Genomic DNA, 14,838 nt, shown 5'->3' with positions numbered 1-14,838 from the left:
CTTGCTTCGGAGGCTCAGCCCAGCGCGGGCTGGGCGATGCCCGCCATGCCCTTGGGCATCCCCGCGAACGCGAAATCCACCTCCGGCACCAGACCGCTCACGATGCGCGCGATCGACTTGCCCGAGCCGCAGGCATGGGTCCAGCCGAGCGTGCCGTGGCCGGTGTTGAGGTAGAGGTTCGCGAGTTTCGTGCGGCCGATCAGTGGCACGTTGCTCGGCGTGGCCGGGCGCAGGCCGGTCCAGAACTGGGCTTGCGCGGTGTCGCCGGCGCCGGGGAACAGCTGCTCGACGCGGCGCACGATGGCTTCGCAGCGCACGCGGTTGAGGTCGCGGTCGTAGCCGTTGAGCTCGGCCGTGCCGGCGATGCGCATGCGGTCGCCCGACTCCGAGGTGTAGCGCGAGAACACCAGCTTGTATTCGTCGTCGGTCAGCGAGACCTGGTAGGCCTTGCTCGCGTCCTTGACCGGCAGCGTGACCGAATAGCCCTTGGCCGGATAGATCGGCAGCCGGATGCCCAACGGTGCCGCCAGCAGCGGGCTCAGCGAACCCATGGCCATCACGAAGGCATCGCCGCGGATGCGCTGGAAGCGGCCCTCGGCGTCGGTGACCTCGACGTGGTCGATCGCACCGCCCACCTCGCGCAGTGCGGTGATGGTGTGGCTCATCAGGAACTTCACACCGGCCTCGGCCGCGAGTCGCGCGAGTTCGCGCGCGAAGCGGTTGGCGTCGCCCGACTCGTCCTCGGCCGTGTAGGTGGCGCCGGCCAGCTGCGGCCGGATGTGGGCCAGCGCGGGCTCGAGCTTCACGGCCTCGTCGGCCGAGATCACCTGGCGCTCGCAGCCCAGCGCGCGCATCTGCTCGGCGGGCGCGAGGGCGCCGTCGAACTCCTTTTGCGTCGTGTAGAAGTGCATGATGCCCTGCGTGCGCTCGTCGTAGCGGATGCCGGTGTCGCCGCGCAGCTGCTGCAGCGTGTCGCGGCTGTAGGTGCCCAGGCGCACGATCTGCTCGATGTTGTGGCGCGTGCGCGCGGGCGTGCACTCGCGCAGGAACTGCAGGCCCCAGAGCCACTGGCGCATGTCGGCGCGGATGCGGAACAGCAGCGGGGCGTCTTCCTTGCCCAGCCACTGCAGCACCTTGAGCGGCGCGCTGGGATTGGCCCAGGGCTCGGCATGGCTCACCGAGATCTGGCCGCCGTTGGCGAAGCTGGTTTCGGCGGCCGGGGTGGCCTGCCGGTCGATCACGGTCACGTCGTGGCCGAGTTGCTGGAGGTAGTAGGCCGAGGTCACGCCGAGCAGGCCGGCGCCCAATACGATCACGCGCATTTCAAGTACCTTTCGAGGTCGAAGCGCTTGAACGGCGTGAAGGTCGTGCTACTGAATAGATAGCGCGCAACCGGACGGCCGTCCAATTGCCGCTCCCCCTGTCCTCGGTACCTGAGAGTTTCATCCGCTGCACCTCGCAGCGGACTTGCTCCTTCGGCGCAGCACGGCCGCGATGGGCGATGTGCTGGCTCTCCAGACGGCGTTTCAGTGGTTGCAGTACAGGCCCCGCGCGAAGCGTGGAGCCGACCTGAGCGTTTATGGGAGTTTGCGCCTTCGGTGGGGCTGCCTGCGCGATGCATGCGGCCCGCTCTCCTGCAATGGGTGGCGATTGTAGGCGGGCCGCGGGCACCGGCCAACCCCGGGATTCGGCCTTGCAGGCAGATGGGATAATCCGCAGTTGCCGCGCCAGCGCGGCTTTTGACCAAGCGGCACTCCAATTCACAGCACAGAGGACTCCATGATCCTGGTTACCGGCGGCGCCGGCTTCATCGGCGCCAATTTCGTCCTCGACTGGATCGCCCAAGGCGACGAACCGGTCGTGAACCTCGACAAGCTCACCTACGCCGGCAATCTCGAGACCCTGGCTTCGCTCAAGGGCGATCCGCGCCACATCTTCGTTCAGGGCGACATCGGCGACAGCGCGCTGCTCGACCGCCTGCTGGCCGAGCACAAGCCGCGCGCGGTGGTCAATTTCGCGGCCGAGTCGCACGTGGACCGCTCGATCCACGGCCCCGAGGATTTCGTGCAGACCAACGTGCTCGGTACCTTCCGCCTGCTCGAATCGGTGCGCGGCCACTGGAATGCCTTGCCGGCCGACCAGAAGGCGGCCTTCCGCTTCCTGCACGTGTCGACCGACGAGGTCTACGGCTCGCTCTCGAAGACCGACCCGGCCTTCACCGAGGAGAACAAGTACGAGCCCAACAGCCCGTACTCGGCCAGCAAGGCCGCCAGCGACCACCTCGTGCGCGCCTGGCACCACACCTACGGCCTGCCGGTGCTCACCACCAACTGCTCGAACAACTACGGCCCCTTCCATTTCCCCGAGAAGCTGATCCCGCTGATGATCGTCAATGCGCTGGCCGGCAAGCCGCTGCCCGTGTATGGCGACGGCATGCAGGTGCGCGACTGGCTCTACGTCAGGGACCACTGCAGCGCCATCCGCCGCGTGCTCGAAGCGGGCCGGCTCGGCGAGACCTACAACGTGGGCGGCTGGAACGAGAAGCCGAACATCGAGATCGTGAAGACCGTGTGCGCGCTGCTCGACGAGTTGCGTCCGCGTGCCGACGGCAAGGGCTATGCCGAGCAGATCAGCTACGTCACCGACCGCCCCGGCCATGACCGCCGCTATGCCATCGACGCGCGCAAGCTAGAGCGCGAGCTCGGCTGGAAGCCGGCCGAGACCTTCGACACCGGCATCCGCAAGACGGTCGAGTGGTACCTCGCCAATGGCGACTGGGTGCGCAACGTGCAAAGCGGCGCCTACCGCGCCTGGGTCGAGAAGCAGTACGACGCGAAGGCTTCCGCATGAAGCTGCTGCTGCTGGGCAAGGGCGGACAGGTCGGCTGGGAACTGCAGCGCAGCCTCGCGCCGCTGGGCGAGCTGGTCGCGCTCGATTTCGACAGCACCGACTTCCACGCCGACTTCAGCCGGCCCGAACAACTGGCCGACACCGTGCGGCAGGTGCGCCCCGACGTGATCGTCAATGCCGCCGCCCACACCGCCGTCGACAAGGCCGAGAGCGAGCCCGAGTTCGCGCGCAAGCTCAATGCCACCTCGCCCGGCGTGGTGGCGCAGGCCGCGCAGGAGATCGGCGCGCTGATGGTCCACTACTCGACCGACTACGTCTTCGACGGCAGCGGCAGCAAGCCCTGGAAGGAAGACGATGCGACCGGACCGCTGAGCGTCTACGGCCGCACCAAGCTCGAGGGCGAGCAACTGGTGGCGCAGCACTGCGCCAAGCACCTGATCTTTCGCACCAGCTGGGTCTATGCGGCGCGCGGCGGCAACTTCGCCAAGACCATGCTGCGGCTGGCCAGGGTGCGCGACAAGCTGACCGTCATCGACGACCAGTTCGGCGCGCCCACCGGTGCCGAGCTGCTGGCCGACATCACGGCCCATGCCATCCGCGCCACCTTGCAGGACCCGTCCAAGGCCGGGCTGTATCACGCGATCGCGGGCGGCGAGACCACCTGGTACGGTTACGCGCGCTACGTGCTCGAACTCGCGCAGCAGGCCGGCGTCGAGCTCAAGGCCGGGCCGCAGCAGGTCGAGGCCGTGCCGACCAGCGCCTTTCCCACGCCGGCCACCCGGCCGCACAACTCGCGCCTCGACACCTCGAAGCTGCAGGCCGCCTTCGGGCTGGTGCTGCCGCCGTGGCAGAACGGCGTCGCGCGCATGTTGCGCGAGATCCTCTGAGTCCGGCGTCCGCGTCGAACACGACACCCGAAGAGAAGAGACACCAACGATGACCATCCAGACGACGCAGCGCAAAGGCATCATCCTGGCCGGCGGCTCGGGCACGCGGCTGCATCCGGCCACGCTCGCGATCAGCAAGCAGCTGCTGCCGGTGTACGACAAGCCCATGATCTATTACCCGCTGAGCACGCTGATGCTCGGCGGCATGCGCGACATCCTCGTCATCAGCACGCCGCAGGACACGCCGCGCTTCCAGCAACTGCTGGGCGACGGCAGCCAGTGGGGCCTGAACCTGCAGTACGCCGTGCAGCCCAGTCCCGACGGGCTGGCGCAGGCCTTCATCATCGGCGACAAGTTCGTCGGCAATTCGCCGAGCGCGCTGGTGCTGGGCGACAACATCTACTACGGCCACGACTTCGTGCACCTGCTGTCCGACGCCGATGCGCAGGAAAAGGGAGCGACCGTCTTCGCCTACCACGTGCACGACCCCGAGCGCTACGGCGTGGTGGCCTTCGATGCGCAGGGCAAGGCCAGCAGCATCGAGGAGAAGCCGCTCGAGCCCAAGAGCAGCTATGCCGTGACGGGGCTCTACTTCTACGACAACCAGGTCGTCGACATCGCCAAGGCCGTCAAGCCCAGCGCGCGCGGCGAACTCGAGATCACCGCCGTCAACCAGGCCTACCTCGACCTCGGCCAGCTCAACGTGCAGATCATGCAGCGCGGCTATGCGTGGCTGGACACCGGCACGCACGAGAGCCTGCTCGAGGCCGGGCAGTTCATCGCCACGCTCGAAAACCGCCAGGGCCTGAAGATCGCGTGTCCCGAGGAGATTGCCTGGCGCAACGGCTTCATCGATGGCGCGCAGCTCGAGAAGCTGGCCGCGCCGCTGGCCAAGAGCGGTTATGGCAAATACCTGCAGCGACTCTTGAAGGAAGAGGGACGGCCGTGAAAGTCATCCCCACCGCCATTCCCGAAGTCCTGGTCATCGAGCCGAAGGTGTTCGGCGACTCGCGCGGCTTCTTCTTCGAGAGCTTCAACGGCAAGGCCTTCGACGAGGCCGTGGGGCGCCACGTCGAGTTCGTGCAGGACAACCATTCGCGCTCGGTCCAAGGCGTGCTGCGCGGGCTGCACTACCAGATCCAGCAGCCGCAGGGCAAGCTGGTGCGCTGCACGCGTGGCGCGGTGTTCGACGTGGCGGTGGACATCCGCAGGTCGTCGCCGACCTTCGGCCAGTGGGTGGGCGAGGAGCTCAGCGAGCAGAACCACAAGCAGATGTGGGTGCCTGAAGGTTTCGCGCACGGTTTTCTGGTGCTGACGGAGGTGGCGGAGTTTCTGTACAAGACGACCGACTACTACGCGCCGGCGCATGAGCGCTGCATCAAGTGGGACGACGCCGAACTGGCGATCGCGTGGCCCGCGACCGGAAGCGCTCCGCAGCTCTCCGGCAAGGACCAGGCCGGCGCCAGCTTCGCCGGCGCCGAAGTGTTCGACTGACAATCTCGAACCCCGGCGCGGGCATCGGCGCGGCCACCCTTGTGGACGCCGATCCCGACGCCGCTCGCGCACGGTCGCTTCATGACCGCTGCGCGCAGCCTGCGCAATATCCAGCCGCAGCGCCCCCCGAAAGCGATCGCTTCATCGACATTTCATAGGTCGATGTTAGTATTTGTTTGCATTGAGGTAACACTTCCTCGATGACTCCCCGCACGATGGATCGACGGCATCGAGCACGCCACCAAGGCGTGCCGGTGTCGAGAATCGGCACCCCACTTCCCCCTAGAACGCGCCGACAAGCCGCGCAGCCGGAGAGCCCCAGAAGATGGATCAGCAGGAATTGATTCGAGAAGTCATTTCGGATCTGAAATCCACGCCCGACACCCCGAAAGAGGGCCGCTACCTGTCGATCGCCGAGGCCGAGAACATCCTCGACACCACCATCGAGCATGTGCGCAGGACCGGGTCGGCCACCGAATTTCTCTATCTGACGGCGCATCGCCGCCGGCTGTCGCTGTCGCTCACGATGATTCCGTATGCCGAATCGCCGGATGCGTCGTGCCTCGATATCGGCTGCTATGGCTACATGGCCTTCTGGGCCTGGCATTACCTGGGCTATGCGCGCGTCGAGGGCATCGAGATGCGCCCCGACATCGATCAGCCCATCCTGACGCGCAGCATCGAGATGGAAGGTCGCCGCCTGGAGTTGAAGAGCTACAACTTCAACATCACCCAGGCGCAGTGGCCGCTCGATGCCACCTTCGACACGGTGCTCTTCTTCGAGACGCTGGAACACGTGGACCAGGACCCGTCCGGTGTGCTGCTCAACGTCACGCGTTGCATGCATCGCGACTCGATCCTCGTGACCTCGGTGCCGAATTCGGCCTCCTACAAGACGCTGCGGGAATTCATCGCGGGGGCACCGCCCTGGGTCTACTGGTTCTTCCATCCGGACCTCGGGCACGAACCCCGGCATTCGTTCGAATACACGCCCATCTTCTTCAAGATGGCGCTGCGCAGCGCGGGGCTCACCGATGTCGCGTTCCGCACCATCTGCGCCTTCGCGGAGCCCGAGCACGTGACCGACATCTTCGAAGTCGGTGCCATGCTGTCGATCGATGCCTCGCTGTTCGGCGACACCATCCTGGTCCAGGCCCGCAAGACCTCGGACGAGCCACTGTTCCGCTACCCCGATTGCCTCTACAGCAGCGACCGCTACTACCGCACCACCAACCCGGCGATCGAGGAGCGTCTGACGCAGGCGCGCTCCACCTATGCGCGCAAGCGCGATGCCGCCGTGCAGGAGGCGCGCGACCAGGGCCAGGCGCAGCTGCAGATCGAGCGCGAGCGGCTGGCGCAATGCGAAGCGGAGAAGCTGGAGGCCCAACGCCAGGCCGCGCACGTCACGACGCTCTACCAGGCCGTCACGGGCAGCGCCTACTGGCGGGTGAGCGGTCCGATCCGGCGTTTCGGCACCCGGCATCCCGGCCTCGCCAATGGCGTCCGCGCCATCTTGTCGCCGCTGGTCCGCGTGCTCCGCGGCTCGAGGGGTTCGTAGCCAGCGCGCGTGCGTTCTGGCGCACGCGTACCCGCTGGCGCCGGCTCAGCCGTCGAGCGAGGCCAGGGCGCCGGACAGCGACGCAATGACGCGGGCGCCATCGAGCTGCGCCAGGTCCACCGCTTCTTCGTTGCCGGCCAGCAGCAAACGCACGGGAACGCCCGCGGCGCGTGCCGCCTGCATGTCGGTGATGCGGTCGCCCACCATCACGGACGCCGAGAGATCGATGCCCAGTTCGCGCGCCGCGCGCAGCAGCATGCCGGGGGCCGGCTTGCGGGAATCGCAGTCGCGTCGATAGGGGCCGATGCCATGCACCGGATGGTGCGGGCAGAAGTAGACGCCGTCGATGCGCGCGCCCTGGGCGAGGAACTGCGCCGACATCCAGGCCGACAGCGCGTGGAAGTCCGCCTCGGTGTAGTAGCCGCGCCCGATGCCGGCCTGGTTCGTCACGACGACGACCAGGAAGCCCGCGGCATTGGCGGTGCGCACGAGTTCGAAGATGCCGTCGACGAATTCGACGTCCTCCTGGCGATGGAGGTAGTTCTTCTCGACGTTGACGACACCGTCGCGGTCGAGAAAAAGCGCGCGGCGCCCCGTCATCGCATCGCCAGCTCGACCTGTGCCCGCCGATAGTCCTCGGGAACGCCGATGTCGATGAACTGTCCTTCGCACGGAAAGACCCGGATGTCCGTCGCGGGAACCGCCCGCGCGAGGAAGTCCTGCTCGAGCGAGAACGCGGCATGCAGCGCACGGTCGTCGAACTGCGAGGTGGGGAAGACATAGCAGCCGGCATTGATCAGGCCGGCGCCCGGGCTGCCCTTCTCGGCGAAGCCCACGACGCGATCGTCCGACACCACGAGCCGGCCGTAGCGGCTCACGTCGGCGACCGGGCGTCCCACGATGACGGGCTTGCGATGCTGCTGCCAGAAGGCCTCCAGCGCCGCGCAGTCCAGGTCGAGGAAGGTGTCGCCGTTGAAGACGAAGACGTGGTCGTCGGCGACCTCGGTCATCGCCAGGCGGATCGCGCCACCCGTGCCCAGTGGCTGTTCCTCGACGACGAAGCGAAGCGCCATGCCGCGGTAGCTCGCTCCGAAGTGGCTCATGATGGTCGGGGCCATGTAGCCCAGCGACAGCACGATGCGCGAGAAGCCCTGGCGCGCCAGCCCGTCCAGCAGGATCTCCAGGAACGGACGGCCGGCCACGGGGGCCATGGCCTTGGGCAGATCGGGAACCTCCGAGCGCAGGCGGGTGCCGAACCCGCCCGCCAGGACGATGGCTTCCATCAGTTCGGCGGCGTGAAGATGGCGCGTTCGACCAGGCCGCACAGGATGTGGCCGATCACCAGATGGCCTTCCTGGATCTTCGGCGTGTCGGCCGAGGGCGTCGCCAGCACGAAGTCGCAGAGCTCGAGCATCGGGCCGCCACGGTTGCCGGTGAGGCCGACGCACAGCATGCCGCGCGCGCGTGCTTCCGTGAAGGCGGCCAGCACGTTGGGCGAGCGTCCCGAGGTCGAGTAGCCGATGAAGATGTCGCCTGCCTGGCCCAGCGCCTGGATCTGGCGCGAGAACAGCTTCTCGTAACCGTAGTCGTTGCCGATGGCCGTCAGGATGGAGGTGTCGGTGGTCAGCGCGATCGCCGGCAGGCCGGGTCGGTCGAAGGCGAAGCGGCTGACGAATTCGCCGGCGATGTGCTGCGCGTCGGCGGCGCTGCCGCCGTTGCCGGCAAGCAGGATCTTGCGGCCGTTGCGCAGCGCGGCGATGCAGGCCTCGGCGGTGGCGGCCAGCGTTGCCTGCAGCGTTGCGTCGGCCGCCATCGCGGTCATGACTCGCTGGGCCTCGGCGATCTGGGCCGAGATGTAGGAGGAGGGGGTCAGATTCTCCATGCTTGCGCTCCGTTCTTGGTGAAGTGGCAGTTGCTGATTTGACCGTTGAACCGGTCCAGTGCGCGAATCACGTCCATGCGCTGTTCGTTGGGGACGAAGAAGAGCATGAACCCGCCTCCACCGGCGCCCGACACCTTGCCGGCCAGTGCGCCAGCCGCCGTCGCCGCCTCGTAGATCTCGTCGATGTGCGCGTTCGAAACGGTCTTTGCCGAGCGCTTCTTGTTCTCCCATCCCAGGCGCATGGATTCCACCAGGCCGGTGAAATCGCCGCGCAGCAGGCAGTCCTTCATCGCCAGCGCCTCGCGCTTGATGCCGTGCATCGCCTCCAGCGCATCGGTCGCGCCGCTCTTGAGGTTGCCGCTCTGGTCCGCGATGATCTTCGCGGACTCGCGCGAGACGCCGGTGAAGAACAGGACCAGCGAGGCCTCGAGCTCGCAGATGATCGAGCTGCGGATGCGCAGCGGATTCACCAGCGCGCGCTCGTCGGCGTAGAACTCCATGAAGTTGAAGCCGCCGAAGGTGGCGGAGTACTGGTCCTGGCGGCCGCCCTGCAGCCCGCAGTCCACGCGCTCGATCTTGTAGGCCAGGTGGGCGACCATGTAGTCGTCCAGCGGCAGATTGAGCAGCTCCACGAAGGCCTCGATCATCGCCACCACCAGGGTGGAGGACGAGCCGAGGCCGGACCCGACCGGCGCGTCGCAGAAGGTGCTGAGCTGGATCGCGATCGGCTGGCCGCCGTTGTAGTTCGCCACGAAGTGGTTGTAGACCGCCTTGTGCAGGTCGAGGCCGCCGTTCAGTGCGATGTGCGGCACCAGGCCCCAGCTTTCCTTGTCCTGCTTGTCCGACGCGACGAAGCGGACCGCGGATTCCTCCAGCGGCTGGATGACGGCGTAGGCATAGCGGTCGATGGTGGCGTTGAGAACGCAGCCGCCGTGCACGTCGCAGTAGGGCGAGACATCGGTCCCGCCCCCGGCGAGGCCGAGCCGAAGCGGCGCTCTTGCTCGAATAGTTTTCACCTGGTTTCCTCGTGGTTTTCTGGGCTGGGCGGCATCGGGGCGCAGCGCTTCAGATGGTATCGCCCCGGGGGGCACCATCCTGGAACGCCGCTGCGTGCCCCGCCGCCGACATCGGTACGCGCTGTACCAGTGCCTGCAGCGCCGTCACGCTGGTGTCGAAGAACTGTTGATACAGGCCGCGGCTGACGGCAGCCAGACGCTCCAGTTCCGCCGGCCGCTCGACCAGCTGGAGCAGCGTGCGCACCAGGTCGTCGAGCGATGCCAGCTTGTGCAGCGGTTCCGAGGTATCGACGCCCTTGCTGCCCCACTCGGTGGTCAGCAGCGGCATGCCGTAGGCGATCGCCTGCACCGTCTTGACGTTGATGCCGGTGCCCATGGTCACGGGCGAGATCACCACGTCCACCGATTCGTAGAACTCCTGGATGTCGTCGACGAATCCCAGCAGCCGGACCCAGGGGCGGTCGAACAGCGCGGCCTCGTGGGCGGGCAGCGTCGGAATCAGCGCCTTGACCTGTCCCGCGACGAGGACCAGGAAGGGGCAGTGGCCCGTGCCGACCTGGCGGTCGATCGACTGCAGGCAGTCGCGCACGATCTCCAGGTTGATCCGGTTGGCGCTGGCCACGATCCCGACCTGGCGCAGGTCCGTGAAGGCACGCCGCACGAAGTGCGGGGCTTCGAAGTGCGGCACCACGATCGCCGAGCCGGCGCCGCTCACGCCGTCGAAGTAGTCGGCCTCTTCCTGTCGCCGCGCGACCACGACGTCGGCGCGCCGCAGGTAGGCGCCTTCTTCCTCGGGGGTGCAGGAGAAGAACTCCAGCGGCAGGCCGCGCTGCTGGAGCATCTCGTAGCGTCCGCCCATCTTGTCGTGCGTGTCGATGACCCGCAGGATGTACGAGGGGATGTAGTCGAGCATCTTCGACTGGAACACATAGGAGCAGAACACGACGTCGATGTCGTAGCGCGCGCACAGCGCGCGCACGGCCTCGCCGAGGCCGTCTTCGTACCAGCCGTCGAAGGGGATCGCCGATCCGTCGGCGCCCAGCGGATGCGCGTTTGGCAGGATGTCGAAGCTGTCCCACTCGGCACGCATGGACTGCTCGGCCTCGAGGTCGTACATGTTGCTCTGGAGCAGCGCGAAATGCACCTTGTGGCCCGAACGCTGGAACTGGCGCGCGAACTGCTGGATCGTCGCCTGGTTGCCGTGATTGCTCGGATGCGAGGGGAAGGGGCTGAAGTACAGGATGTTGCGCGACTCGGAGGCGGCACGGCGCGCCTGCACCGCGGGGGGAATCGAGCGTTCGCCGCGGGCCGCGACCTGCTGCCATTGCGCACCGGCGGGCAGATGATCGCGCAGCAGCACATCGTGCCATTTCTCGACCAGCACGGCCTTGTTGCGCCGCTGCAGTTCGATGTGGTCGGCATCGACCTCGTCCGCATAGCTCTGGTGTTCCAGATGCACCAGCTCCGACGCCGGCTGATAGACCACGCGCAGGCCGCGCGCGCGCGCCTGCATGGCGAGGTCGGAGTCCTCGCAATAGGCATTGCCGAAGCGTTCGTCGAAGCCGCCGGTTGCGCGCCAGAAGCTGCCGCGGATCAGGATCGAGGCGCCGGTCAGGTAGTCGGTCTCGCGTTCGAAGTTGAACACCGGCTCGTCGCGCGGCACCGGCATGGGCAGGCCCTGGCGGTAGAGCCAGCGGCCGATGCTCACGCCGTCGGCATTCGCCAGCATGCCGCCGCCGGCTTCCTGGATGCGGCCGTTCGGGTACAGCAGCTTCGAGCCGACGATGGCGATCGAATCGTCGCCCTCCAGCGTGCGGTGCATCGCGTCCAGCCAGCCCGGCAGCACGACGGTGTCGTTGTTGAGCAGCAGGATGTGGCGGCCGCGCGCGAGCTTGGCCGCATGATTGCAGTTGCGCAGGAAGCCCATGTTCTGCGGCGTTCTCGCGATGCGCAGGCCCGGCACCAGCTCCTGCGCGCGCAGCGTCTCGTCGCTGGAGCTGTCGTCGGCCAGGATCACTTCGTAGCTGATGCCCACGCCCGCGTTGGTGTAGGCGATCGAGGCCAGGCAGGCCCGGGTCAGCGCCCACTTGTTGTAGACCGGAACGATGATCGAGACGTCGACCGGCACGTCCGCCGGCGGCTGCGGAACGGCGAAAGGCCGGTCCTGCGCGCAGAACGATCGGAACAGCGACAGCGGCAGTCCGCGCGCGTCGTTGAGGACCCTGAGCAGCGCGCTGCGGTTGGCCACTTCGCCGAAGCGTTCCTCGACCAGAGCCTGCCCGTTGCGCGACAGGCGCTGCCACAGCGCCTCGTCCTGGTAGAGCGCGACCACGGCCGCGGCGAACTTGTCCGGCTCGTCCTCGATGATCGAATGGACGCCGCTCTGGATGCCCATGCCTTCGGCGGCGATCCGCGTGCCCACGCAGGGGATGCCCGCGCCCAGCGTCATCGCCACCTTGCCCTTGATGCCCGCGCCGAAGAGCAGCGGCGCCACGCCGACACGGTAGCCCTGGAGCACCGGCTCCAGGTCGGGAACGAAGCCCCTGATCTTGATGCCCGGAATGGCTTCGAGGGCCTGGATGCTCTCGGGCACTTCAGCGCCGACGACGTGGAATTCGACCTCGGGCAGCGCCGCGCGAACCGCCGGCCAGATCTCCTTGGCGAACCATTGCACCGCGGAGACGTTGGGCGCGTGGCCGAAGCCGCCCAGGAAGAAGATGTCGCGCCGCGCGGCGAACCCGGCGGGCCGCGGCGCGACCGGCGCGTACAGCACCGGGAACACGGTGATCGGCTTCTCTGCGCCCAGTTCCTCGCGCAGGAAGGGCACTTCCGCGGGGCTCACCAGCACGACGTGATCGGCGGCCCGCATCATCGCGACCTCGCGCTGCCGCGTCGCTTCGGCGCGCGCGACGGCGGCCGGATCGTCGAGCAGCCGCGCCTCGCGCATCTCGCGCAGGAAGTACAGGTCGGGCGCATGGAAGATCACGCGCGCATGCGGCGCGGTCTTGCGGATCGAGGGCAGCGCGTTCTCGGCCACGTCGAAGCGCATGACGTAGAAGACGCCGAAGCTCGCGCCATGCCGTTCGATGTAGTGGCCGGTGTACTGGAAGCCCGCCTGGCGCGTGATCACCGTGACGCCGAAGCTCTCGAGTTCCTTCTCGTAGCGCGGCGACGGCGTCATGTCGTTCGGTGCGAACACCACTTCGTAGCCGAGCGCCACCAGGTCCCGCAGGATGCCCACGGTGGCGAGTTCCCCGGCCGAGGTATCGCCGCGGGGGATGCGGTAGTCGAGCACGAGGATGCGCCGCTCGAAGCCGTCGGGTCCGCCGCCGGGGCCCGTGCGCGCCAGGCTGGCGCGCAGGCCGCTCAGGCCTTCGGAGCGAAGCATGCGCAGCGCGCTGCCCACCACGCGGCCCACGCTGCCGGCGAGATAGACGCGGTGGGCGAGCGTGTAGCTCAGCATGACGATGCGCCGCCACCAGCGGGGCTTGGTCATGAGGCGCTGGCGGATCTCCTGGTGGGCATCGAAGACCGTGGCCGCGAAGGCCGGGGTCCTGCGATAGGCCCGGAACACGGCCCCGAAGCCGCCGCAATACACCGACGCGGGCAGCAGCAGCAGCAATCCCAGCATCGCGCGAAACAGCAGGCCCGTGCGGCCGATGGCCCGCAGCGGGATCTTGAGCAAGTCGGCCAGCGCGCGCAGGGGGCGCGTGAGCCGCCATGAACTCGAGCGCCGCATCTCCTCGAAAGCGGCCTGCACCGCGCCGACCTGGTGGCGTGCCATGTCGACTTCCCTTTGCAGCTCCTCGACGCGGATGCCCAGCCGGGTGGCGCGCTCCCTGGCGGCATCCGACTGCTTCGACTGGGCATCGGCCTGCTTTCTGAGCCGCGCGATGGTTTCCTCGCGCTCCGCGAGGTGCGCGTCGGACTGGGTGGCATGCGCCCGGGCCGCTTCGATCTGGCTCAGCAGCGTCTCGACCTGGGCCTGGAGTTTCTCGAGGCCCGCGCCGTGCTCGGCGATGCGCGCCTGCGCGGCGTCCTCGCGTTGCCAGGCCGCATCGACCAGCGCCCTGGACTCCTGCGCGATGGCCGCGAAATGGGACCTCGACGCTTCGAACAGCGCGATCTTCTCCTGCAGGACCGCGTCTGCCGGCTGGCCCTCGGCCGCGCGCAGCTCATGCCGCAGGATCTTCAGGATCGCTTCCGGACTCGGCACGTAGGGCGCGCGTGCCAGCGCCTCCCACAGCGAAGGCCGCCGAAACTTCGGCGCGATCTGGGCCGCGTAGTGCTGAATACCTTCTTCGACATTCGCCACGAAGGTAGCGGGAATGCCTACCCCTTGCGCGAAGTCCTGCCATTTGGCCGGCAGATCGACGAAATCGGGATTCCATGGCGCGAACGGCCGCCCATAGGCGGCCGCGACGATCGCGCCGTGCAGCGAGGCCGACAGCACGAAGCGTGCGGAACACAGCGCATCGATGAAGGATTCGACCGCTTCGTCCGTCGCCTCGATGCCGGGGCGCAGCACCAGATCCGCCTTGGAGATGGCCAGCAGTTCCGCATCGCTGCGGCGATCGTTGAAATGGGGGATGCACAGGGTCTTGTCGCGGTAATGCGGCTGCGCGCGCGGGCTGTGGAGCGCCGGCAGCAGGAAGGCCGGATCGCCCTGGGGCGTCGTCGCGTCGAGCTGCAGTTCGCTCGCGGACAGCGGTCCGCGCACCGACAGGATCTCCACCTTGGCGCGATTGCGCGCGCTCACGCCACCAGTCTCGCGAATGCCGCCGCCCCATGCCAGGAAGCGGCTGCCGAGGCGCCCGCCGCCCACTTCGTGGGCCGTCTTCTCCGCCTCCTCGATGATCCGGTCGCCCAGGAAGCTGCCGATCAGACGGATCTGGGTCGCATCGCGTGCCGGGGAAAGAAAGAGATGACCCGCCAGATACTCGTTCAGGTAGTCGCCGAAATTCTGGCTCTCCTCGCCCTTCCGCCAGTAGGCAAGCTCACCCATTTTTCTTAGCATCGTGTTAACGCGTCCCCTAAATCAAGGCGCGTATTGTCCATGTAAAGTAAATGTAAACCGCCAACTACTGCCTGGCGGTTGCGTAAGTTTGGTGAGATTCCTCTCAGCCAGCGTCCGCGAAGAGGTGCGGCGAG

The 14,838-nt window shown here is 67.5% G+C and carries 11 protein-coding genes and 1 riboswitch; of the genes, 5 read left to right on the top strand and 6 right to left on the bottom strand.

The annotated features are described in order from the left end of the window. Positions 1 to 14: 14 nt before the first annotated feature. Positions 15 to 1,322: a D-amino acid dehydrogenase gene (locus AC07RV_RS23440; RefSeq protein ID WP_296777013.1), complete on the bottom strand. Its 1,308-nt coding sequence runs from the start codon at positions 1,320 to 1,322 to the stop codon at positions 15 to 17. A gap of 88 nt (positions 1,323 to 1,410) precedes the next feature. Beyond that, positions 1,411 to 1,528, bottom strand: a riboswitch (glycine riboswitch). A 251-nt stretch (positions 1,529 to 1,779) separates the two neighbouring features. Here AC07RV_RS23440 and rfbB point away from each other — a divergent pair. From rfbB to AC07RV_RS23415, 5 genes are all read left to right on the top strand, one after another. After that, positions 1,780 to 2,850: a dTDP-glucose 4,6-dehydratase gene (gene rfbB, locus AC07RV_RS23435; RefSeq protein ID WP_296777010.1), complete on the top strand. Its 1,071-nt coding sequence runs from the start codon at positions 1,780 to 1,782 to the stop codon at positions 2,848 to 2,850. Beyond that, positions 2,847 to 3,737 carry a dTDP-4-dehydrorhamnose reductase gene (gene rfbD, locus AC07RV_RS23430; RefSeq protein WP_296777007.1) on the top strand — a complete coding sequence of 297 codons (891 nt, stop codon included), beginning with the start codon at positions 2,847 to 2,849 and terminating at the stop codon, positions 3,735 to 3,737. Before rfbB ends, rfbD begins: the two co-directional genes overlap by 4 nt. 49 nt (positions 3,738 to 3,786) lie before the next feature. Next, on the top strand, positions 3,787 to 4,686 hold the full coding sequence (gene rfbA / locus AC07RV_RS23425; protein ID WP_296777004.1) for a glucose-1-phosphate thymidylyltransferase RfbA: 900 nt from the start codon (positions 3,787 to 3,789) through the stop codon (positions 4,684 to 4,686). Beyond that, entirely contained in the window at positions 4,683 to 5,231 is a 549-nt protein-coding gene (rfbC, locus tag AC07RV_RS23420) for a dTDP-4-dehydrorhamnose 3,5-epimerase (protein ID WP_296777000.1), read from the top strand. The genes rfbA and rfbC overlap by 4 nt, the downstream gene beginning before the upstream one ends. Positions 5,232 to 5,556: 325 nt before the next feature. Further along, complete coding sequence (locus AC07RV_RS23415) at positions 5,557 to 6,789, top strand: class I SAM-dependent methyltransferase (RefSeq protein ID WP_296776994.1); 1,233 nt, start codon at positions 5,557 to 5,559, stop codon at positions 6,787 to 6,789. A gap of 45 nt (positions 6,790 to 6,834) precedes the next feature. Here AC07RV_RS23415 and gmhB read toward each other — a convergent pair whose 3' ends face one another. The 5 genes from gmhB to AC07RV_RS23390 are packed head-to-tail and all read right to left on the bottom strand — an operon-like array spanning position 6,835 to position 14,692. After that, positions 6,835 to 7,389: a D-glycero-beta-D-manno-heptose 1,7-bisphosphate 7-phosphatase gene (gene gmhB / locus AC07RV_RS23410; RefSeq protein ID WP_296776990.1), complete on the bottom strand. Its 555-nt coding sequence runs from the start codon at positions 7,387 to 7,389 to the stop codon at positions 6,835 to 6,837. After that, entirely contained in the window at positions 7,386 to 8,072 is a 687-nt protein-coding gene (locus tag AC07RV_RS23405; RefSeq protein ID WP_296776985.1) for a nucleotidyltransferase family protein, read from the bottom strand. Before AC07RV_RS23405 ends, gmhB begins: the two co-directional genes overlap by 4 nt. Then, positions 8,072 to 8,671, bottom strand: coding sequence for a D-sedoheptulose 7-phosphate isomerase (locus AC07RV_RS23400; protein WP_296776982.1), 600 nt, complete (start codon positions 8,669 to 8,671; stop codon positions 8,072 to 8,074). Before AC07RV_RS23400 ends, AC07RV_RS23405 begins: the two co-directional genes overlap by 1 nt. Next, the gene (locus AC07RV_RS23395) at positions 8,659 to 9,687 is read right to left on the bottom strand and encodes a GHMP family kinase ATP-binding protein (RefSeq protein WP_296776976.1); all 1,029 of its coding nucleotides are present in this window, start codon (positions 9,685 to 9,687) and stop codon (positions 8,659 to 8,661) included. The genes AC07RV_RS23400 and AC07RV_RS23395 overlap by 13 nt, the downstream gene beginning before the upstream one ends. Before the next feature lie 49 nt (positions 9,688 to 9,736). After that, the gene (locus AC07RV_RS23390; RefSeq protein WP_296776972.1) at positions 9,737 to 14,692 is read right to left on the bottom strand and encodes a glycosyltransferase; all 4,956 of its coding nucleotides are present in this window, start codon (positions 14,690 to 14,692) and stop codon (positions 9,737 to 9,739) included. Positions 14,693 to 14,838: the final 146 nt, after the last annotated feature.

This window comes from Variovorax sp. GW821-FHT09B01 (assembly GCF_059418345.1).
This window is presented reverse-complemented; position numbering and strand designations above follow the sequence as displayed.